Source organism: Enterobacter sp. DNB-S2, from assembly GCF_019443845.1.
Classification (GTDB): domain Bacteria; phylum Pseudomonadota; class Gammaproteobacteria; order Enterobacterales; family Enterobacteriaceae; genus Enterobacter; species Enterobacter asburiae_B.
Map to the genome: position 1 here is coordinate 3,433,767 of NZ_CP050520.1, position 17,394 is coordinate 3,451,160.

The 17,394-nt window shown below is 51.2% G+C and carries 31 protein-coding genes and 1 pseudogene; 23 read left to right on the forward strand and 9 right to left on the reverse strand.

Translation table 11 applies throughout. The features are described from left to right. The first annotated feature begins 38 nt into the window (after positions 1–38). Positions 39–284: a hypothetical protein gene (locus HB664_RS16400; protein ID WP_219939828.1), complete on the forward strand. Its 246-nt coding sequence runs from the start codon at positions 39–41 to the stop codon at positions 282–284. Positions 285–386: 102 nt separating this feature from the next. Here the strand turns inward: HB664_RS16400 and HB664_RS16405 are convergent, their stop codons facing one another. The 4 genes from HB664_RS16405 to HB664_RS16420 form a co-directional block, all read right to left on the reverse strand. Beyond that, positions 387–1,076: a bacteriophage antitermination protein Q gene (locus HB664_RS16405; RefSeq protein WP_219939829.1), complete on the reverse strand. Its 690-nt coding sequence runs from the start codon at positions 1,074–1,076 to the stop codon at positions 387–389. A gap of 109 nt (positions 1,077–1,185) precedes the next feature. Further along, positions 1,186–1,821: a recombination protein NinG gene (locus HB664_RS16410; protein WP_219939830.1), complete on the reverse strand. Its 636-nt coding sequence runs from the start codon at positions 1,819–1,821 to the stop codon at positions 1,186–1,188. Beyond that, the gene (locus HB664_RS16415) at positions 1,814–1,984 is read right to left on the reverse strand and encodes a NinE family protein (RefSeq protein ID WP_219939831.1); all 171 of its coding nucleotides are present in this window, start codon (positions 1,982–1,984) and stop codon (positions 1,814–1,816) included. The genes HB664_RS16410 and HB664_RS16415 overlap by 8 nt, the downstream gene beginning before the upstream one ends. Then, positions 1,977–2,426: a recombination protein NinB gene (locus tag HB664_RS16420; protein ID WP_219939832.1), complete on the reverse strand. Its 450-nt coding sequence runs from the start codon at positions 2,424–2,426 to the stop codon at positions 1,977–1,979. The genes HB664_RS16415 and HB664_RS16420 overlap by 8 nt, the downstream gene beginning before the upstream one ends. A 302-nt stretch (positions 2,427–2,728) precedes the next feature. Between HB664_RS16420 and HB664_RS16425 the strand changes: the two genes are divergently transcribed. Both HB664_RS16425 and HB664_RS16430 read left to right on the forward strand, forming a co-directional pair. Beyond that, the gene (locus tag HB664_RS16425; protein WP_219939833.1) at positions 2,729–3,628 is read left to right on the forward strand and encodes an endonuclease/exonuclease/phosphatase family protein; all 900 of its coding nucleotides are present in this window, start codon (positions 2,729–2,731) and stop codon (positions 3,626–3,628) included. A gap of 1 nt (position 3,629) precedes the next feature. Beyond that, positions 3,630–4,070: a hypothetical protein gene (locus HB664_RS16430; RefSeq protein WP_219939834.1), complete on the forward strand. Its 441-nt coding sequence runs from the start codon at positions 3,630–3,632 to the stop codon at positions 4,068–4,070. 105 nt (positions 4,071–4,175) lie between these two features. On the opposite strand, the gene HB664_RS16435 is transcribed toward HB664_RS16430, so the two are convergent. The 4 genes from HB664_RS16435 to HB664_RS16450 form a co-directional block, all read right to left on the reverse strand. Beyond that, positions 4,176–4,856, reverse strand: a complete 681-nt coding sequence (locus tag HB664_RS16435) for a replication protein P (RefSeq protein WP_219939835.1) — start codon at positions 4,854–4,856, stop codon at positions 4,176–4,178. Then, the gene (locus HB664_RS16440; RefSeq protein ID WP_219939836.1) at positions 4,853–5,752 is read right to left on the reverse strand and encodes a replication protein; all 900 of its coding nucleotides are present in this window, start codon (positions 5,750–5,752) and stop codon (positions 4,853–4,855) included. Before HB664_RS16440 ends, HB664_RS16435 begins: the two co-directional genes overlap by 4 nt. 85 nt (positions 5,753–5,837) lie before the next feature. After that, the gene (locus HB664_RS16445; RefSeq protein ID WP_219939837.1) at positions 5,838–6,383 is read right to left on the reverse strand and encodes a toxin YdaT family protein; all 546 of its coding nucleotides are present in this window, start codon (positions 6,381–6,383) and stop codon (positions 5,838–5,840) included. Between the two features lie 29 nt (positions 6,384–6,412). Then, on the reverse strand, positions 6,413–6,664 hold the full coding sequence (locus tag HB664_RS16450) for a helix-turn-helix domain-containing protein (RefSeq protein WP_001514164.1): 252 nt from the start codon (positions 6,662–6,664) through the stop codon (positions 6,413–6,415). A 127-nt stretch (positions 6,665–6,791) separates the two neighbouring features. Between HB664_RS16450 and HB664_RS16455 the strand changes: the two genes are divergently transcribed. The 17 genes from HB664_RS16455 (at position 6,792) to HB664_RS16535 (ending at position 14,803) form a co-directional block, all read left to right on the forward strand. Continuing rightward, complete coding sequence (locus tag HB664_RS16455; protein ID WP_219940840.1) at positions 6,792–7,484, forward strand: helix-turn-helix transcriptional regulator; 693 nt, start codon at positions 6,792–6,794, stop codon at positions 7,482–7,484. Between the two features lie 26 nt (positions 7,485–7,510). Continuing rightward, on the forward strand, positions 7,511–8,047 hold the full coding sequence (locus HB664_RS16460; RefSeq protein ID WP_213729852.1) for a hypothetical protein: 537 nt from the start codon (positions 7,511–7,513) through the stop codon (positions 8,045–8,047). 512 nt (positions 8,048–8,559) lie between these two features. After that, positions 8,560–8,835 carry a hypothetical protein gene (locus HB664_RS16465; RefSeq protein WP_219939838.1) on the forward strand — a complete coding sequence of 92 codons (276 nt, stop codon included), beginning with the start codon at positions 8,560–8,562 and terminating at the stop codon, positions 8,833–8,835. A 162-nt stretch (positions 8,836–8,997) separates the two neighbouring features. Beyond that, positions 8,998–9,255 (forward strand): hypothetical protein, encoded by a 258-nt coding sequence (locus HB664_RS16470; RefSeq protein WP_258235818.1) that lies wholly within the window; start codon positions 8,998–9,000, stop codon positions 9,253–9,255. Continuing rightward, the gene (locus HB664_RS16475) at positions 9,252–9,410 is read left to right on the forward strand and encodes a hypothetical protein (protein ID WP_219939839.1); all 159 of its coding nucleotides are present in this window, start codon (positions 9,252–9,254) and stop codon (positions 9,408–9,410) included. The genes HB664_RS16470 and HB664_RS16475 overlap by 4 nt, the downstream gene beginning before the upstream one ends. Continuing rightward, positions 9,407–9,547: a host cell division inhibitory peptide Kil gene (locus HB664_RS16480; protein ID WP_023327239.1), complete on the forward strand. Its 141-nt coding sequence runs from the start codon at positions 9,407–9,409 to the stop codon at positions 9,545–9,547. The genes HB664_RS16475 and HB664_RS16480 overlap by 4 nt, the downstream gene beginning before the upstream one ends. A gap of 71 nt (positions 9,548–9,618) precedes the next feature. After that, the gene (locus HB664_RS16485) at positions 9,619–10,590 is read left to right on the forward strand and encodes a hypothetical protein (protein ID WP_219939840.1); all 972 of its coding nucleotides are present in this window, start codon (positions 9,619–9,621) and stop codon (positions 10,588–10,590) included. Between the two features lie 7 nt (positions 10,591–10,597). Further along, positions 10,598–10,882 carry a host nuclease inhibitor GamL gene (gene gamL, locus HB664_RS16490; RefSeq protein ID WP_219939841.1) on the forward strand — a complete coding sequence of 95 codons (285 nt, stop codon included), beginning with the start codon at positions 10,598–10,600 and terminating at the stop codon, positions 10,880–10,882. 18 nt (positions 10,883–10,900) lie between these two features. Continuing rightward, entirely contained in the window at positions 10,901–11,647 is a 747-nt protein-coding gene (bet, locus tag HB664_RS16495) for a phage recombination protein Bet (protein ID WP_044856898.1), read from the forward strand. Next, positions 11,644–12,261 carry a lambda exonuclease family protein gene (locus HB664_RS16500; protein WP_219939842.1) on the forward strand — a complete coding sequence of 206 codons (618 nt, stop codon included), beginning with the start codon at positions 11,644–11,646 and terminating at the stop codon, positions 12,259–12,261. The genes bet and HB664_RS16500 overlap by 4 nt, the downstream gene beginning before the upstream one ends. Beyond that, positions 12,258–12,686 carry a regulator gene (locus tag HB664_RS16505; protein ID WP_219939843.1) on the forward strand — a complete coding sequence of 143 codons (429 nt, stop codon included), beginning with the start codon at positions 12,258–12,260 and terminating at the stop codon, positions 12,684–12,686. Before HB664_RS16500 ends, HB664_RS16505 begins: the two co-directional genes overlap by 4 nt. Continuing rightward, positions 12,683–12,835 (forward strand): DUF1317 family protein, encoded by a 153-nt coding sequence (locus tag HB664_RS16510; RefSeq protein ID WP_006809793.1) that lies wholly within the window; start codon positions 12,683–12,685, stop codon positions 12,833–12,835. Before HB664_RS16505 ends, HB664_RS16510 begins: the two co-directional genes overlap by 4 nt. Then, positions 12,832–13,314 (forward strand): class I SAM-dependent methyltransferase, encoded by a 483-nt coding sequence (locus HB664_RS16515; RefSeq protein ID WP_219939844.1) that lies wholly within the window; start codon positions 12,832–12,834, stop codon positions 13,312–13,314. The genes HB664_RS16510 and HB664_RS16515 overlap by 4 nt, the downstream gene beginning before the upstream one ends. Next, entirely contained in the window at positions 13,311–13,970 is a 660-nt protein-coding gene (locus HB664_RS16520; RefSeq protein ID WP_219939845.1) for an MT-A70 family methyltransferase, read from the forward strand. Before HB664_RS16515 ends, HB664_RS16520 begins: the two co-directional genes overlap by 4 nt. Beyond that, a complete protein-coding gene (locus tag HB664_RS16525; protein WP_219939846.1) occupies positions 13,967–14,185 on the forward strand; it encodes a hypothetical protein in 219 nt (72 codons plus the stop codon). The genes HB664_RS16520 and HB664_RS16525 overlap by 4 nt, the downstream gene beginning before the upstream one ends. Next, positions 14,182–14,490 carry a hypothetical protein gene (locus tag HB664_RS16530; protein WP_219939847.1) on the forward strand — a complete coding sequence of 103 codons (309 nt, stop codon included), beginning with the start codon at positions 14,182–14,184 and terminating at the stop codon, positions 14,488–14,490. The genes HB664_RS16525 and HB664_RS16530 overlap by 4 nt, the downstream gene beginning before the upstream one ends. Positions 14,491–14,584: 94 nt before the next feature. Further along, complete coding sequence (locus tag HB664_RS16535) at positions 14,585–14,803, forward strand: TraR/DksA family transcriptional regulator (RefSeq protein ID WP_219939848.1); 219 nt, start codon at positions 14,585–14,587, stop codon at positions 14,801–14,803. A gap of 1 nt (position 14,804) precedes the next feature. Here the strand turns inward: HB664_RS16535 and HB664_RS16540 are convergent, their stop codons facing one another. Further along, entirely contained in the window at positions 14,805–15,293 is a 489-nt protein-coding gene (locus HB664_RS16540) for a hypothetical protein (RefSeq protein ID WP_219939849.1), read from the reverse strand. A 204-nt stretch (positions 15,294–15,497) separates the two neighbouring features. On the opposite strand from HB664_RS16540, the pseudogene HB664_RS16545 reads away from it, so the two are divergent. The 3 genes and pseudogenes from HB664_RS16545 to HB664_RS16555 form a co-directional block, all read left to right on the forward strand. Beyond that, positions 15,498–15,770 (forward strand): annotated as a pseudogene (locus HB664_RS16545) (dATP/dGTP pyrophosphohydrolase domain-containing protein); the annotation flags it as partial. Positions 15,771–15,935: 165 nt separating this feature from the next. Further along, positions 15,936–16,208: an excisionase gene (locus tag HB664_RS16550; RefSeq protein WP_219939851.1), complete on the forward strand. Its 273-nt coding sequence runs from the start codon at positions 15,936–15,938 to the stop codon at positions 16,206–16,208. Next, positions 16,177–17,262: a tyrosine-type recombinase/integrase gene (locus HB664_RS16555; RefSeq protein WP_219939852.1), complete on the forward strand. Its 1,086-nt coding sequence runs from the start codon at positions 16,177–16,179 to the stop codon at positions 17,260–17,262. Before HB664_RS16550 ends, HB664_RS16555 begins: the two co-directional genes overlap by 32 nt. Positions 17,263–17,394: the final 132 nt, after the last annotated feature.

Below are 17,394 nucleotides of genomic sequence, written 5' to 3' on the forward strand. Positions count from 1 at the left end.
ATATGGAATCCTCTTGTACTCACTTTATAGGAGGTAATATGTCAATACACCTTAAAACCTGCCCAGCTTGCGGAATGGATCTACCAACTCCAGAATTATCAAAAGGAGATTACTTCGTTTATAGCTGCTCCAAACACGGCGATTTTTATATCGCAGGTACTGTTCTTGAAATGTTAAGAAAAGGGAATAAAACTGCTAACAAATTTATTCCAGCTTTAGTTGAAGAACGGGCCGGGAAAGGTTTTGATGGAATTATAACGTCTTATTCCTTCCCAACTAATTAGGCACATAAACAAAGAAGCCTCGCACGATGGCGAGGCTTTTAATTCTTTGTCGACCTACGAAGCTATGGCGACGATATCAGATTTACATGGAATATATGCGTTTCAATCCAGTTTTGCAAGACTTCTATCGAAATTTGTAGCCTTTTGTTGTGAACGTGATCGCGTAACTTGCAATAACGCCCTATGATCCAGGCGCAGGTAAATACGCCTCATCTCCACCCAGCGGTCCGTAAACGTCTCAGACCAGTTTTTTGGCGTTACACCGACCAGTTCCGCCAGCTCCTGATATTCGTACGTCTCACGCCCTGCCAGCTCCGCTTTGACATCCTGCGCCGCCAGCCATATAAGCTTTTTCAGGCGCTCCATCGTCTTGCCGGCCACCTTCTTCGCTTCGAGCTGCTCCCTGAACTCTTCCCACGCCCACTGAGTGATCGCCACCTGGTACTCGAAGCGGATATTCTCGCTGTAATTCCAGAGTAGCCACGCTTTCTGGTGCTCTTCAAGCGACAGAACTGCGCGCCGCCAGGATGCAGTGCCAAACTCTACCGGGCTAACCAGCGCGATGGACGAGCCCTTGGCGCGCGACTGATTGCCGCTCATCGCCGGGCAGTCGGGGTTAACTTTCCGGCCGGTGACCGGGTCGGTTATTTTCTTCCGCCCCCGGCTGCGCGCCGTAGCGGTGAATTGTGCGTTCTCAGCGAAAGCTACCAGTTGCCCTTTCGTCGCCCCGCAGAGGTCTGCGGTCGCCACAATGAGCTGCTGACGTACGTATTCCAGTTGCTGACTGTTCATGCGGCTTCCTTCTGTGGCTGGTTGGTTTTGGTCCTGCTGTGCTTTGCTACCGGCGGCATGTTGGCGCGCTTAACGCTTTCGGCCTGGTATCGCAGGAAGTCGGCGTGGTTCATGCAGCCTCCCGCTGTTTCAGTGCTTTGAGCTTGGCGCGGTACTCATTGCGGATCCGAATGAAGTCTTCCCGGCGGTAGTTGGTCATTTCGTGGGGGCCGTTGAGCCAGTCGACGTACTCCTGCCCGTAACGAGCGACCAGGCCAGCTTCGTATTGCTGCGCGACAGTCGCCTCTTTGGCGGTGTATTTGCCTGCTCCGGCATTACACGATTTGCACTGCTTATGGGCGTTGCGCTCTTCAAAGCGCAGCTCAGGGTTGGCGCCTACCGTTTTAAAGTGGCCGCAGTCCCACTGGCCGCCATGTAGATCAGGTGGATTGGTCTTTCCGCAGCTGATGCATGGCAAGCAAGCATCACGCGCGCGGATGTAGGCGTTGAATGCCTGCTGAGCCTGGGCCTTGTAGTACCCGGCAGGCCGTAGCTCTGCCAGCCGCTCCTTGCGGCGTTTGCGCCCGGCCTTCTCTGCCTCTTTCTGATCCTTAATGCGCTTAGCAGCCTCTCTTACCTTCTGTTTTGCCCGCAACTCCAGCGCGTAGATGGCTCCATGCTGAGGACAACACCACCAGACGTTGTCGAAGGTGGCGGTGAACTTCTGTTTGCAGACCTTGCAGGTGCGACGGGTTGGTTTACGCATGCCCCCTCCTCGCCGCGAGACGCAGCCATTTCTGATCCACCAGGCGGGCGGTGTATCCTTTCAAGGTCGGGATGTCGGACGGCTTGACCGCTGGCTTGCACTGGCGGCGCGCCGGAACGCGGAAGATTTCGTTCGTGATGACGCGTGCGAGAGGACTACCCACGGGAAGCCCTCCATTCCTGAGCCCAGGCGATGCGCTTACTGGATGCCTCAGAGAACTTCACGCCGCGGTCGGTGCCGAACCAGTAAATCGCCTCGATGACGTCGACCATGTAGCGCTTGCTGGATTTCGAAGTGCGGACGCCGAAATAAACGCGACCGCCGTTGATTCCCGGCGCGGATTTCTGTTCCTGGTCTTGTGTCTGGTTTACCAGAACGGTGATGAGGTCCTTCCACTCTTCGCGGGTAAGCTTTTCGCCATGCCAGACAACCTGGTCAGACAGGTCTTTCAGTAGCGGCCACATAAGACGATTTTGCTTGTCTGTGCGAGTCTCTTCCCGGGCCTCGACCACCATCGGCGCGCGAGGGTTTACCGGGAGGGCGCGAATGTACGCTATGAGGTTGGCTTTAACGGTGTCGTTAACGATGCAGTAGTGCTGTTTCATACGCCACCTCCGAGAGGTAACGCAGAATGCAGAAAATCGCAGGTGCATTTCTGCATCTGTGACAAGGTGAGCAGTTCAGATTGTGGTCGCATTTAAGTCCCCTTAAATGCGCAGAAGTCACCGGAGTTGTTCAGGCTCCGATGACATGATTATGGCGGGTTGAATTAAGAAGGTCAAATGACTATTATACATGATACAACCTTTTTAGTATAATCATTGAAAATGACACTAAATTGTTGAAACAATATAATAAGTAAGAAATTTCAACATGGTAGCTTTTTAAGTTAATTTGGGCTTTTTAAATGATAATATCTTTTTGGAATACTGGAATTATTCATAGCAACGACAGAACAAGTCAAGAATTACAAGTCCTGCAAGTTATATATAGTATTTTTACTGATGAAAACACAGACATTTTATTTCTCTGTGAAATTGATGACGACTTCATAACTCAAATATCACAATCCCATGAGATTTTCGACAGTGTGAATTTAATCCCCGCAACAGAAAAATTTTCACGAAATCTTTGTTTTGGCATTTGTGCTCTGTATAAAAAACACATTTCCTTAGATCTAATTAAATATAATATATTTAATGACTTAGATGATGGACGCCAAAATACAGGCACCAACATTAAAGTTGGGGTAGAGTTTAGCGTCTCCTCAAGTGAGAATAATCCAGATCTTTCAATAATAGTTTCCCATTGGTCCTCCAAAAAAACACCAGGGTATGAATTTAAACACAAAGACGCAGCAGAAGAACTCAGAAGAGAATGCACTCAATTATTAGAATATGGAAAGCAAGTTATTTTAATTGGGGATTACAACAAAACCCCAGAGGAAATTATAAGAGATACAAATTTAAAATCATATAATAACAAATTTTATGTTTTGAGAGATAGTAAACGATTATATAACCTTTCATTCAGCTTTAACGGGCAACATTCTTTACTTAACAACAATATGTATGGGATTGTTAATCAAAATGGTTTCGGTACATTTGTTTCTAGATCAAGTAGAGCAAGCGAAAACGGCTGTGCTGTTCTTGATCATGCACACGTATCATCGGCATTTTTGAATGAAGGACCATGGCTATTGAAGGAAGGTAGTACTAAAATCATTTATAATGATTTGCTAAAACAACTTATTTATGGCAAAGATACATTAATTGACCATTTACCTATCAGCTTAGAGGTGTACTAAAATGTCTGATAATCCATTTACAAAAATTGTAAACGACACACTAATGACCACTAGCAAAATTGATAAAGCGATTGCCGATCTCGAAAAATATCTTGAGCAAGCAAGTGAGGCTTTGAATACATTAATCATAGGCCCGAATCATATAAAACTAACAACAAACGTGCCTGACAACACTCTCCCTGCTATTTCTTCATTAATGATTAGTTTTATGTCAACCAATCAAAAAGGTAAAAAATACATTTACCTAACAAATGACATAAAATCAGAAATGATAGCTGGATGGGCAGTAAGTGAAGACGGTGATTCTATGTCTTTAATTATTAACAAACTTAAATCCAGCTACCCTGTATCTGAGGATGGCTATATAAAATCCATCGGCGAACTATTAACCACGACATCTATTATGGATAAAGCAATTGAGCTGCGCAAAGAAGTAATATAAACTTTCCGACGGAGTGAATAAGGTTCACTCCACTTTAAATTATAAAAGACACATGTAACACCCCCATTTTTTAATATTATTAGCAATATTCCCCTCGTGTATTTTTTAATTCTTTTTGTTGCGGTTGTACTTCGCCAGAAGTAACTGGATCGGTGTCGGGCCGTGCTCGGCAGCCGGTGCGGCAATCGCCCGGCGTACCGGCGGAACTGGCTTACCCTCGTTGACGCACTTCTCCCACATGTCCAGCAGATCGCCCGCCTCACGAGCCAGCTCACCATGCGTTAACTGGCGCTCTGTGCTGCGGTGGCGTAGTTCAACGCAGATGTGGTACATGACCGGCTGCGACCAGGGGAAATGCTCGCTGGAGGTGAATTCGAACGAACGGTTACGCCAGTTCCAGTATTCGGCGATCACCTGGTCAACGGTGACACCCAGCGCCCCGCCACTCTGTTTGCACCAGGCGATGAACTGTCCCGGCGACGGCAGGAATGGGCGCTCCTGGCGGCGGGCAATGCGCATACCGGCATCAACCTGTGCCATTGAGTGGATGCCGTTCTCCTGAAACGCCAGCAGCCACTGACGGCGGAATTCATTCAGGTCGTCCTGGGTACGGAAGTTCGCCAAGCTGGCCGGAAACGCTGCACGCAGCTCGTTGAACAGCTTGTTGAATACCTGAGCCACCTGTTCGACCGGCGCACGCTCCTGGTACTGCTCTGGCAGGTTATGGGCCATACGACTCATCTGCTCGCGGTCGTGGTTACGCATCTGCTCTGCAAGAGATTTCATCGCATCACCCCATAGACCCAGTCAGTGTTGTTGAAGTCCAGATCCGGCTTGGCAGCTGGTTTGACAGCGAACTTCGGCTTAAAAAGTCCCTGGTAACCGTTCGCAATACTGGTGTTGATCACGTCGACCGGATTGTGTCCATCTTCCAGACACTCTTTCAGCAGCTTGAATGCCTTCGTGACGGTCAGCTCAGTTTTGATGGGTTTTCCAGACTGTTTGCGGTAAGCAACCCATTCCTGCCAGGCGGTTAGATTTAGCCACTCAGGAACTTCAATCTCGAGGGGATCAAACTTGCCCTTCCCCCTTGGGGGATTAGAGGGGGTATTAGGTTTTATATTTGTCTTTGGAAGAATGTCTTTGGTGTTCCCTGCTTTCAGGGATACCTCTCCCTGTTTTTGGGGATGGTTATCCCCGTTTTTAGGGATGGTTTTAGATGTGATTTTGCTATCCCCGGTTTCAGGGATGGTAATAACCTGCGTTACAACTTCAGCGACCGGGAAACGGACCGGGCACTTTGCACATTTTGGCTTTGTGTAAGCCCAGCTATCCAGAAGCGTGTTGATCCCGATGTAACGTGTCTGCCCGATTCTGCGCATTTTGATGATGTTGCGATAAGCCAGGCTGAGCACAGCTTCAGAAACGTGCTTAACGGCCAGTCTGGTTATATCTGCAATGAGGCTGTTGGTGATCCGGTCTTCTTTCTTGGACCAGCCATACGTCAGGCGAACAATAGCATTCAGCACGCGGAACTCACGCCCCGAAAGCTCTACGAAACACAGGGCATCCTGAATCTGGTTAGCGAGGCGAAGATAGCCATTTTCCAGATCGGCCATGCGATTCTCCTGCTGCGCCGGTTGTTGCGCAGGGAATTTGATTACTTTGGCGGTGTTTGACATACTTACTCCTGCAAAGAGTCCAAGTGATTTGCATCAGAAAGTCGGTTCTGTTCGCGCAGACCGGCTTTCGCCATTTCTGTACTTCTCACATAACCCCCAGCATCGACGTAACCATTGTCATCAGCGGCCCTACTTGCTCCGGCATGAGGCGGAACAGCGACGCTATACCCTCGCTTACCTCTTTCAGCTTCTGATGCTCTGGAGCGTCCAGCAGAACGGCCTGTTTAGCTTCGGCACACTCTTTCATCGCAGAGGCGATCAGCGACATCGTGTCATTCTGCGGCGCCAGGCGGTTTCGATACTCCAGCGGCAGGACGGACATGATTGCCGGCGCAAGCTGGCGAATGTTGTTGGCCGCATATTCGGTGTCGCCGTCGATCCAGCGGAATACCTTCTGCATCTGGCGGTGTGAGTCAGTCGGGATATCCAGACCAGTGCCACCCGTTGCCCGCCACTCTTCAACAATCAGCGCAGCGACAAATTCACGGCTGCGGCAATCTGCTGCCCAGGCGCGAACAGCTGCGCGGATCCCATCGATATTTAACACCGCGGAATCAGTCTCCCGGCGATTCTGGTAAATCATCGCCGTTGGCGAAAATTTGTTACCTTGTTGATACGCAAGTGAATGCATTGCTTTCCCTTTCGTGGTTAGGGCCGCCGTTAAGCGGCATGGTTGTCAGGGTGTGGAAAGATGGACGGGAGGTCCGGGCGGAATTCGTGAGCCTGGATTTCACCACCAACCGCCTTCACCAGTTCAGGAACGTGAACCGGGGAGATGCGTTTCTTTCCGTTAAGCCAGTCGCAGATAGTGGACTGGGCTTTACCGCAACGTTTTGCCAGCTCTTTCTGGCTGCCAGCGATGGCGATCGCTTTCTCTACTGCGGAGTTCTTCTCTACTGTTGGGGTCTTCATAATCACCTCAGCTATCAGTTTAAAGCGATTATGATTATCACATTAGCGAATGTCAATCGCATAGGCGATTTTTTGCTAAATAATCGCTTGAGCGATACAGTTAAAGGGATCAGTAATAGAGGTGAATATGGGATTCTCGGAGCGCCTGGCGCAGGCAATGAAACATGCTGGATATACACAGGGCCGATTAGCCAAAGATGTCGGCATGGCTCAGTCCAGCGTAAATAAGTTACTCAAGGATGCGAACGGCTCTCGTAAAACCGTTGAGATCGCTTCTGTTCTGGGTGTTCGGCCGGAATGGCTGTCTACTGGCGAAGGGGAAATGTCTTCCAATGGCGCAAGAGAGCCGACTGCGCTATACCAGGTTAAGCCGTCACTGAATGGGGTTTACCGCGTGGATGTTCTCGACGTTAAAGCCAGTGCTGGGCCGGGTGCAATTGTCACCAGCGATTTCATTGAAACTATCCGAGCCATTGAATACACAACTGAACAAGCGCGCGCGTTGTTCGGCAACCGACCCGCTGCACACGTCAAAGTCATTACGGTTAACGGCGACAGCATGGATGGCACCATATCACCTGGCGATCAGATTTTCGTTGATACCGGCGTTACGCATTTTGACGGTGATGGGGTTTATGTATTTGTCTTCGGCAAAACCCTTCACGTTAAGCGCCTTCAGATGCAGCGAGACCGCCTCGCGGTAATATCCGACAACCCGATTTACGAAAAGTGGTACGTTGAACCTGAAGATGAAGATACATTTTATGTGATGGCCAAGGTTCTGCTTAGGCAGTCTGTTGACTATAAAAGATTCGCTTAAATATAAAATACGGAAATAACAAAATTATGAAATGGTTGAAATTTGCAATTTTAAGCACAGCTTTGATTTCTTCTCAGGCAATGTCTGCGAGATGGTTGTTAACATATTCTAAAGATGAGATGCGTGGTACAACTGAGAAAATTCTACAGACTAACTCAAAGCGACCTGTTGATTTACAGCCACCATATCAAGGCGGCTCATGGCTGGCTATGGTTCTGCGCTCCCCTAGAGTCGAACTAAAAGAAGGTGAAAACCCTGACAATATTCAGCTAGATAAAGCAATCCTCATCATCACTAAAGGTCAATTCAATTGCCCTTCACATGATGGTTGTTATATCAATGTGAAATTTGATAACGAGAAAATACAGAAATACAAAACACTCAAGCCAAATAATGGTAGTACTGATGTTATTTACTTAGAAGACCCAAAAGTGTTTCTCCAGGACATAGCCAAACATAAGAAACTGATTATCGAGGCCGATTTTTATCAATCCGGGGCTCGCCAGTTCACTTTCGATTTGAATGGATATTCAACCCCAGAAATAAATCCAGAATCAGAATAACATCCGACCCGCTCCGGCGGGTTTTTTATTGTCCTAACCCACCCACTCCTCCCCTTACCCCAACTTTTAACTCAACAGCTATCACTTTTTTCGCCATTTGCAAAAAAATATCGCTTTAACATTCAATTGATTATCACTTTATCGACATGCATTATCGTTTTGGCGATTGACTCAAATAATCGCTTTAGCTATTGTTAGCCCATCGAAACGAAACATCGACAGCTGAGCGAAGTTAGCCAGCAGCGAAGTGGAGATTCGGTCAGTCGAACGGCGCGACAGTAAACCATGCGTCGGACGCCCGGCGGGCTCAGGGAGAGCGGCAATGGTGCGTAACTGGAATGTTTTGGGGTGTTAGTGGGCCAAATATTTGGTAGCGAAGTTCAGTATACAGCTCGGTATGTCGGCGCTCTGAACGTAGTAGACAGCAGACAAGTCGTTAACACCGTGTTTCCCGACACCACACCACCAAAGCATTTCTCCCGCATCAGCGGGTAACGACAGAGGGTAAGGGTATGAAAACACAGATGGGCGTGAAGGTTGATGTAGATGTGAAGCGCATTAAGACCTGCATCAAGGTGTGCGATAGATTCACCGCCGAAGTTATTGATTCGGATGGCAACACGGTGCGAAGCATCGAGGATGAATATGTTCCTGACTGCTTCCCTGGTACGCATTACGGGGACTATCTGGAGCTGGATATTGATATCGAGACAGGGCAAATCCTTAACTGGCAGAAGCCAACACAGCCGCAGCTAAGTCAGCTTGTTGGTGATAGTGAAGACGAATAACCCGCCACGGCGGGTTTTTTAATGCCTCATACCTCAGTCGCTTCACCGAGGCGGCTTAGTTATGACAACCGGCGGCCATCCACCGCCCATTGAAACACTGAATAAATGCGTTGAAGTCTTGTATTAACCGTTCCGTTCGCCGCGATAAGGCCAAGAGGATTTATGAGCAACAAAACTGGAGGTCCAGCATTTCCACAATCAGGCGTATGCACTCCTGAAATTAACTCATGGGATAGCGAAGATTTTGGAGGGCGAGGCTTAACTGTGCGCGACTATTTCGCGGCTGAGGCTATGCACGGGTATATCTCAACAGCTGGCGGCCCATGCATTATCGGCGGTCTGGATGGTGCAGAAGATGAGTTGGCGAAACAGTCTTACAAAATGGCTGACGCAATGCTCCGCGCCCGGGAGGCATCATGACAGTCACCCACAACGGCAAGCAGTACACCGCCAAAAAGCTCAACGATAACGAGTGGCAGCTGACGTCGGTATCGGCACCGCGTGAAAAGTTGATACTTAACCGCTGGCAGATGCATATCGCTGGCCTCCTGAAACAGGTTGAGGTGAATGCATGATCAATCATCACCTGCTGCGCGCCGCGCAGAGTAAAGCAGCCATTGCCCTGTTTATTGGTGATGGCGCCATGTGGATGGCAGCATACGACGAAATGAAGGTTGCCATCGGTTATCCGTGGCATAGAAAAACAGCCTAACCCCCTATTCAACCGATCGGCCTGGCATTACGCGGGCGGGATCTGCGCATCCAAATTTCAGGAGTTCAGCCATGAGCGAAGTAACGGATTTAGTCGTCATTGAGAAACAGAACGCAATGGCGGTATTCACCACCAAAGAGCAGCTCGACCCGATTATTGAGGCGATCGAGAAAGAAGCTCGCAGCCTAGTGCCGGATGTGTCGACCCGCAAAGGCCGCGACGCTATCGCATCCATGGCGCACAAGGTTGCCCGTTCCAAAACCTACATCGACAACGCCGGTAAAGATCTGGTTGCCGAGCTTAAAGCCCTGCCGAAGCAGATCGACGAAAGCCGCCGCATTGTGCGTGAGCGCCTGGACGCGCTTAAAGATGAAGTACGCCGCCCACTAACCGAATGGGAAGCCGAGCAGGAACGCATTAAGGCTGAAGAAGCCATGAACGCGATGCACGCCGAAGCGCTGGTGTTGAACGAAGAGTTCGACCGCCAGCGCGCCGCGCAAATCGAGGCAGACCACGAAATGGCTCTGCTGATGAATGACAAGTTTGACCGTGACCGCGAAGAGCAGCGCCGCCTGGCGGAACAGGCTCAGCGTGAGCACGAAGAACGCATTAAGCGCGAAGCGGCAGAACAAGCCCGCCGCGATGCCGAAGCGAAGCACAAAGCAGAGATAGAAGCTGCAGCGCGCCGTGAAGCTGAAGAGAAAGCACGTGCAGAGCAGGCCGAACGCCAGTGCGTCGAAGCGGAACAGCGTGCAGCTCGCGAGAAGCAGGAAGCGGAAGCACGGGCGGAACGCGAAAAAGCCGCGGCGATTGAAGCTGAGCGACTGAAAGCAAAACAGGCTGAAGATGCTCGACTGGCTGAGCAGAAGCGCATCGCCGATGAGCAGGCAAAGCGTGAAGCTGACGTTAAGCACCGCAAGACGGTCGGCACCAACATCGTTAACGCGCTCTCCAGCCACACCAGCTTAACCCGCGAACAGGCTATCGAAGTGCTCACCGCCCTGAAGGATGACCTGATCCCTTGCGCGAAAATTCATTACTGAGGCAACCATGAACGCATACCTCACTTTCGACCGCATCGAAGATCGGCGCTGGGTTGAGCAGCAGCTCACCGACGAGAAAGAGAAGTGGATCGGCGACCGGGCGCAGCAAATCATCGACATGATGCCAAAAGAGCCGTCAAGCCTCTTCCACTTCTCCGTACCGATTGACTCCAGCCCATACGAAGGACTTCGCAGCGATAAAGCTGACGAGGCCTACAACGATTTCATTTCGGCAGTTGCTTACGCCCAGGCGGAATACGACTGGGAACACCGTACTGGCTGCCCGTTTTAATTTTTGAGGGGATTAACAATGAGCACTGCACTTTCCACCATGGCCGGGAAACTGGCCGCTCGCCTCGGCATGGATGCCGGTACAGACCTGATGAATACGCTGAAGAACACAGCATTTAAAGGTGGCAACGTCACGGACGAGCAATTTACAGCCCTGCTAATCGTCGCCAACCAGTACGGCCTGAACCCATGGACCAAAGAGATTTATGCCTTCCCAGATAAAGGCGGGATTGTCCCGGTCGTCGGCGTTGATGGATGGGCTCGCATTATCAACGAACATCCTCAGTTTGACGGCATGGAATTCTCTTACGACAAAGAGGAAGGCGCGTGCACCTGCAAGATTTACCGCAAAGACCGTAAGCACCCGACCATTGTCACTGAGTACATGGGAGAGTGTAAACGAAACACTCAGCCATGGCAGTCCCATCCTACCCGCATGCTACGCCACAAGACGCTTATCCAGTGTGCGCGCCTGGCCTTTGGTTTCGCTGGCATCTTCGACCAGGACGAGGCAGAGCGAGTTATTGAAGGAACAACGGCAGAGGTTCATGCGGGCCATGAATCAGATAGCCGTCGCCCGGATCTGATCGCAAAAGGTGAGTCCGCCGCGCGCCTTGGAACCGTTAAGTATCAGGAGTTTTGGGTAGCGCTGAGCGCTGAAGAGAAGCAGGTAATCGGCGCGGTTGAGAAGCGACGCATGTATGACATGAGTCTTGCTGTCGACAACGCCGAACCTGTCAATGTTGCAGAGACGGAGGCTGAATGATGGAGCAACGCACCCCTGAATGGTTTGCTGCGCGCTGCGGCAAGGTCACTGCCAGTCGCCTGGCTGATGTCATGGCCCGGACTAAGTCGGGCTACTCCACCAGCCGCCAGAACTACATGGCCGAGCTAATTTGCCAACGGCTGACCGGGAAGCTGGAGGAAGGGTTTTCAAATGCCGCGATGATGCGCGGTACCGAACTGGAGCCAGTGGCGCGTGAGATGTACGCGCTGAATGAGTTCGATGCGGAAATCACTGAAGTTGGACTCATCGATCACCCAACCATACCCGGATTCGCAGCCAGCCCGGACGGACTTGTTAACGACGACGGGCTTATCGAAATCAAATGCCCCAACACCTGGACCCATCTTGAAACGCTGAAAACTGGCGAGCCAAAGCGCCAGTACATGCTGCAAATGCATGCACAGATGATGTGTACCGGGCGGAAATGGTGTGATTTCGTTAGTTTCGATGATCGCCTGCCGCCTGACCTCGCCTATTTCAAGAAGCGCATTCATTTCAATGAAGAGCTGGCGCGCGAAATCGAGTATGAGGTTAAGAGCTTCCTTGCAGATCTGGAATCGGAAATTCAGAAAATCACAGAGCGTGCAGCATGAAACGCACCCCCTTCTATCGCAGGCCCGGGCGAACCGGGCAATTTTCCGGCCTCCGTGAGCGCGTTATCTGGATGATTCAGACGCGCGGCCGCCCGGTCATCGGTAGCGAAATCGCCGAGAAGTTTGGCGTAACGCTCATCGAGTTTAATCGGGTCGCCAACGGCATTACCCGCGGCGCCGGACAGATAGCACAGATTGTTGAGTCGGAAAAATGGCTCAACGAGGACGGCATCTGCGACCGCACTTTCGACCTGGTCACAAAGCCAAAGGTCCTAACGCCGCAGGGTAAATCACGGCTGTTCACCCGGCGCGCCATAGAGCAGTCGCAGGAAGGCAGACGGCAGGAGTGCATAGCGCGTGCCGCCCGCCGTCGCCGCCTGATTGCTCAGGGACTCTACATCGACGAAATGGAGTCCATCCTATGACTCACGCTCACGACGACATCAGGGTTGGCACACTGTGCCTTCCCTTCATTGGTAACGGCTGGCTAATGCCATGGGGTGAAGTAGTCAGCAATCCATTAAAGGCGCAGCGGCTCGCTGAGGAATATCGGGAAAGGCAGGAGGCGGCATGACTGATTCAACAATCTTGGACATGTGCTGCGGTTCTCGCATGTTCTGGTTCGATAAGCAGGATGAGCGCGCGGTTTTCAGTGATATCCGGGCCGAGCAGCATGAACTTTGCGACGGCCGCCAGTTAATCATAAGCCCGGACCTTATAGCTGATTTCCGTGCCCTTCCCTTTGCCGACAACACTTTCCCTGTGGTCGTGTTCGATCCGCCACACCTTGAGCGCGTCGGAGATAACGCGTGGATGGGGAAAAAGTACGGCCGACTGAACAAAGAAACGTGGCGCGATGATCTGCGTGCCGGCTTCGCAGAAGCATTTCGGGTGTTGTGGCCACACGGCGTGCTCATCTTCAAATGGAACGAAACGCAGATCCCGGTAAGCAATATTTTGGTGCTGACTGACGAGAAGCCGGCCATATGGCAACGAACAGGAAAAGCCGACAAAACCCACTGGGTTATTTTTGTGAAAGGCGGCGCGAAATGACAGGAAAATACTCTCTTATCTACGCTGATCCGCCCTGGTCTTACGGAAACACCATCAGTAACGGGGCCGCTGCCGACCACTACTCCACCATGAAGTTAATCGACATCAAGCGCCTTCCGGTATGGGAACTTGCCGCCGAAAACGCGGTGCTGGCGATGTGGTACACCGGCACGCATAACCAGGAGGCGATAGAACTGGCCGAGGCCTGGGGCTTTACCGTTCGCACGATGAAGGGCTTTACCTGGGTGAAGCTGAACCAGAATGCGGAACTGCGCATCAACAAGGCGCTGGCCGAGGGTGAAATCACCGACTTTTACGACTTCCTCGATCTGCTTAACGCCGAGACGCGCATGAACGGCGGCAACCACACCCGGGCCAATACCGAAGATCTGCTGATTGCTACCCGCGGCGCCGGGCTGGAACGAAAGCACGCCGGGATTAAGCAAGTGGTATACAGCCCGCTGGGCGCACACAGCGAAAAGCCGTGGGAAGTGCGCCACCGGCTGGAGCTGCTTTATGGGGATGTGCCGCGCATTGAGCTGTTCAGCCGTAGCGCGGCGCCAGGCTGGCACCATTGGGGAAATCAGTGCGCCACCGCCGCGGTTGAATTGCTACCAGGCTGCGCCATCGATGTTGTGAAAACGGAGGCCGCATGAGACCAGAATCAGAAAACGCCGTCCGCGCCGCTTGCCGACGCTGCACCGAAGAAATACAGCAGGCCATGCGCAAGAATCCAAAACCTAACTGGAACGAAACGGTGCCTCCCATCATCAACAAGCATCATAAGAAAATTGAAGCTCTGGGAGTTAGCCTCCTTGAGTTCGTCGTCAAAACTGGCCGCCTTAATGGGCGGTTTGGGGCCGAACAATGACAACAGAATTTAAAGCGCTACCCGTAGAACGCAACCAATACGGTTACTGGACTCACCCACTTTACGATGAGTTTTGCGATGGCCGCGAATCCATTTCGCCCATTGAGTTCAACGCGTGGCTGGAGAAGAACGGCCTCGAGTGGAAAGTGATTTACCGCGATGAGGACGACGCTGATCCAGATGTTGACGGCTATGACATTTCGGCTTGGCAGCCAGAAACACCTGCCGGCGATGGTTGGTTTGTCGGTTCAATTCACGACACGGAAGATGGCGCGGTCTGCATCTGGCTAAGGGCGAAGCCGTAATGGTGATATTTAAAACTCGGGAGCTTATGGCTCCCTTTTTATTGCTGGCGTTCACCTTCAACCGAATTAACCGACAGTTCCTGGAGCATTGACCATGGCCGATATCATCGACACCGCAGCAGAGATTGAAGAGCTTCAGCGTAACGCTGCCCTTTCCGCTCACCGCATCGACCGTAACGCTGTATCAGCTGAGCGTTGTGAAGACTGCGGCGAGGATATCCCGGCGCCACGGCGCGCTGCCGTTCCGGGATGCCAGACGTGCGCAGAGTGCCAATCTGTTATCGAGTTGAAGAATAAGCAGAGAGGGATTTAATTCATTTACATGCTTTTGCATATAGCTCGTTGTAGGCTTTCAGCTGAGAACGAAACTCATCGACCAAAAACCCATCATCCGTTACGTAAGCTATCGGTCGTCGTGAATACTTGAAGCCCAGCACTAAATGATATGGTTCGGCTGCAATAAAACGCGCGCCTATTTTTCTGCCTAGTTGTGTCTGGCCAGATATGATGCCGCAAACATATGGACGCCCTTCAGAGCTATGCGATGTCATTTCTGTGAAAGTTACTGGCTTAGATGTATCTAAGTCACTGTCACAAAAACCAATCATCATTTTCCTTGCTTGCTCATCTTCAGGATTTTTGGCTAGTTGTTGTTTGAACACATCGCAGCCATCAGGATTCCCTGCCCCGCGCTTGAAGAATTCAATAACTGCAGGTTTTACATCTTCAAAATTGTATTGTTCTTGAGCATGACTACATTGGGCCAATGTTAAGAGCACAAGCAGCAACTGCTTTGTTTTCATGGATGTCGTTCCCTCAAATGTAACTCCTAACATATCGGCAGATATTGGATTTACCCAACTAATTTTCTCAAAATTTGCGTGCCCCGCTTCGTCGGGGCTTTTATTTACCAGATACCGAAAACTAACTGCTGCCAGCGTGCAGCATGAGGAGGGAACGTGAAACCTTACGAATCGAAGAAATCACAGTTCACCAGAAACCTGATCCGGCGGTACCATGCTGAATGGTCAGAAAAAACCTTCGGTCATGTTGGCCCCATCGGCCCGCTGAAGCACCTTTCCAAAGAGGCGCTGGAAGCTGCTGCCGATCCTGGCGACCTCAGTGAATGGGCTGATATGCAGTTCCTGCTATGGGACGCGCAGCGGCGCGCTGGTATCACCGATGAGCAGATCACCGCGGCGCTGGAAGAAAAGCTAAAGGTGAATATGGCTCGCCAGTGGCCGGAGCCGAAAGACGGCGAACCGCGCCTTCACATCAAACCATGACGCAACTGATAGCCAGTTATGAGCTGGCTATTTGGTGCGAAAGCACTGCTCCGTTATCCCTTTTGCCCGGCCCCGCGCCGGGCTTCTTTTTGCCTGATTTCGATTAATCAACACGTCAACGCGGCCTCGCTTAAAATGCCTGGCGGCTAAGGAGTTCTCATGGCTAAGCTTCTCAACTTGCAGGAATGGGCTGCTGAGGTCTACACGACTCCACCCTCCCTTTCTACTCTGCGTCGATGGACGCGGGAGGGGAGAATTTATCCCGCGCCGGAGCTGCACGGAAAGGAATATAAGGTTAAGCCTGACGCTATCTACGTGGATCCGCGCAAGAAGAATCTGCGCGCCAAACCGAAACACACTAAACTGCCGTCCGGCGGCACCTTACTGGAGAGACTGACTCATGGCGAAAAGGCCAGTACGTTACGACGCTAACCTGCCCCGTAACCTGACCTATCGTAAAAGAGACAGACTTTACAGCTGGCGCAATCCGGTGACCGGGCAGGAAATATCTCTTGGCCGGATTGATCGCAAGGATGCTGTTGCCCAGGCCATTGAGGCCAACAACTACATCGACCAGAATTACCTTCCCTCTTCTCTCCTGGATCGCATAAAAGACGTGCCCACTTTCACAGTGGCCGCATGGCTGGAGCGTTACGAGGTAATTCTCGAACGGCGCGAGCTGAAACCAAACACGATGAAGGTCAGGCGAAACCAGATCGCCACCATAAAGGAAGAGTTCGGCAAAATTCCCCTCGCTTCCGTCACGACAAAGGATATCGCCTTATTTCTTGAATCGTACATTCTCTGCGATAAAAAGAGCATGGCTTCCGGGCTGCGGTCTGTTCTGATGGACATCTTCAGGGAGGCGATCGTAGAAGGACATGTCGACAGGAACCCGGCAGAGCCGACGCGAACGCCGACGCCGAAAGTTAAGCGAGAGCGCCTGCTGCTCGAGCATTTCACCGTCATCCGCCAGGCCGCGTTAACTCATTCTGACTGGGCACCTAACGCATGCGATCTTGCGCTAATCACCGGCCAGCGGCGGGAGGATATCTCACTGTTCAGGTTCAGTGACGTTAAAGACGGGAGGCTTTTCGTTACTCAGGAGAAAACAGGTCACAAACTGGCGCTCCCCCTTGATTTGAGGCTGGACGTCGCCGGGCTTGTGTTGCAGGATGTCATTGATCGATGCCGGGTGAACAACCCTTCCGATTTTATGCTCTACTCGCCGGTTCGCCGCGGGGGAAGAAAGCCAGGGCCGCTAACTCCTGACGGACTCACCCAGGCGTTCGCAGAGATAAGGGATTCGACCGGGTTAAAATTCGGCCCTAACCCACCGCCGTTTCATGAGATCAGAAGTCTGGCGAGCAGGCTCTATGAAAAGGAGCGAGGGGAAGAATTTGCTCAGCGTTTACTCGGCCACAAAAATTTAACAATGACCAAAAAATACCTGGACGCACGCGGTGCAGAGTATGTTATGGTTTAGACAGGATATGGAATATTCGAGTAATTTTCGGGGAATTTCGTGTTGAGACCGAAAAAAACCTTGAGAAACAAATAGATAAAAAGAGACCGAATACGATTCCTGTATTCGGTCCAGGGAAATGGCTCTTGGGAG

Coding starts and splice junctions, on each gene's coding strand:
- HB664_RS16485 (WP_219939840.1), top strand. CDS start 9,619: ATGAGCGAAGTAACGGATTTAGTCGTCATTGAGAAACAGAACGCAATG.
- HB664_RS16480 (WP_023327239.1), top strand. CDS start 9,407: ATGATCAATCATCACCTGCTGCGCGCCGCGCAGAGTAAAGCAGCCATT.
- HB664_RS16470 (WP_258235818.1), top strand. CDS start 8,998: ATGAGCAACAAAACTGGAGGTCCAGCATTTCCACAATCAGGCGTATGC.
- HB664_RS16435 (WP_219939835.1), bottom strand. CDS start 4,856: ATGAAATCTCTTGCAGAGCAGATGCGTAACCACGACCGCGAGCAGATG.
- HB664_RS16405 (WP_219939829.1), bottom strand. CDS start 1,076: ATGAACAGTCAGCAACTGGAATACGTACGTCAGCAGCTCATTGTGGCG.
- HB664_RS16410 (WP_219939830.1), bottom strand. CDS start 1,821: ATGCGTAAACCAACCCGTCGCACCTGCAAGGTCTGCAAACAGAAGTTC.
- HB664_RS16400 (WP_219939828.1), top strand. CDS start 39: ATGTCAATACACCTTAAAACCTGCCCAGCTTGCGGAATGGATCTACCA.
- HB664_RS16430 (WP_219939834.1), top strand. CDS start 3,630: ATGTCTGATAATCCATTTACAAAAATTGTAAACGACACACTAATGACC.
- HB664_RS16535 (WP_219939848.1), top strand. CDS start 14,585: ATGGCCGATATCATCGACACCGCAGCAGAGATTGAAGAGCTTCAGCGT.
- HB664_RS16450 (WP_001514164.1), bottom strand. CDS start 6,664: ATGAAGACCCCAACAGTAGAGAAGAACTCCGCAGTAGAGAAAGCGATC.
- HB664_RS16500 (WP_219939842.1), top strand. CDS start 11,644: ATGATGGAGCAACGCACCCCTGAATGGTTTGCTGCGCGCTGCGGCAAG.
- HB664_RS16440 (WP_219939836.1), bottom strand. CDS start 5,752: ATGTCAAACACCGCCAAAGTAATCAAATTCCCTGCGCAACAACCGGCG.
- HB664_RS16455 (WP_219940840.1), top strand. CDS start 6,792: ATGGGATTCTCGGAGCGCCTGGCGCAGGCAATGAAACATGCTGGATAT.
- HB664_RS16465 (WP_219939838.1), top strand. CDS start 8,560: ATGAAAACACAGATGGGCGTGAAGGTTGATGTAGATGTGAAGCGCATT.
- HB664_RS16445 (WP_219939837.1), bottom strand. CDS start 6,383: ATGCATTCACTTGCGTATCAACAAGGTAACAAATTTTCGCCAACGGCG.
- HB664_RS16505 (WP_219939843.1), top strand. CDS start 12,258: ATGAAACGCACCCCCTTCTATCGCAGGCCCGGGCGAACCGGGCAATTT.
- HB664_RS16420 (WP_219939832.1), bottom strand. CDS start 2,426: ATGAAACAGCACTACTGCATCGTTAACGACACCGTTAAAGCCAACCTC.
- HB664_RS16530 (WP_219939847.1), top strand. CDS start 14,182: ATGACAACAGAATTTAAAGCGCTACCCGTAGAACGCAACCAATACGGT.
- HB664_RS16520 (WP_219939845.1), top strand. CDS start 13,311: ATGACAGGAAAATACTCTCTTATCTACGCTGATCCGCCCTGGTCTTAC.
- HB664_RS16550 (WP_219939851.1), top strand. CDS start 15,936: ATGGCTAAGCTTCTCAACTTGCAGGAATGGGCTGCTGAGGTCTACACG.
- HB664_RS16475 (WP_219939839.1), top strand. CDS start 9,252: ATGACAGTCACCCACAACGGCAAGCAGTACACCGCCAAAAAGCTCAAC.
- HB664_RS16525 (WP_219939846.1), top strand. CDS start 13,967: ATGAGACCAGAATCAGAAAACGCCGTCCGCGCCGCTTGCCGACGCTGC.
- HB664_RS16555 (WP_219939852.1), top strand. CDS start 16,177: ATGGCGAAAAGGCCAGTACGTTACGACGCTAACCTGCCCCGTAACCTG.
- HB664_RS16425 (WP_219939833.1), top strand. CDS start 2,729: ATGATAATATCTTTTTGGAATACTGGAATTATTCATAGCAACGACAGA.
- HB664_RS16515 (WP_219939844.1), top strand. CDS start 12,832: ATGACTGATTCAACAATCTTGGACATGTGCTGCGGTTCTCGCATGTTC.
- HB664_RS16460 (WP_213729852.1), top strand. CDS start 7,511: ATGAAATGGTTGAAATTTGCAATTTTAAGCACAGCTTTGATTTCTTCT.
- HB664_RS16540 (WP_219939849.1), bottom strand. CDS start 15,293: ATGAAAACAAAGCAGTTGCTGCTTGTGCTCTTAACATTGGCCCAATGT.
- HB664_RS16510 (WP_006809793.1), top strand. CDS start 12,683: ATGACTCACGCTCACGACGACATCAGGGTTGGCACACTGTGCCTTCCC.
- bet (WP_044856898.1), top strand. CDS start 10,901: ATGAGCACTGCACTTTCCACCATGGCCGGGAAACTGGCCGCTCGCCTC.
- gamL (WP_219939841.1), top strand. CDS start 10,598: ATGAACGCATACCTCACTTTCGACCGCATCGAAGATCGGCGCTGGGTT.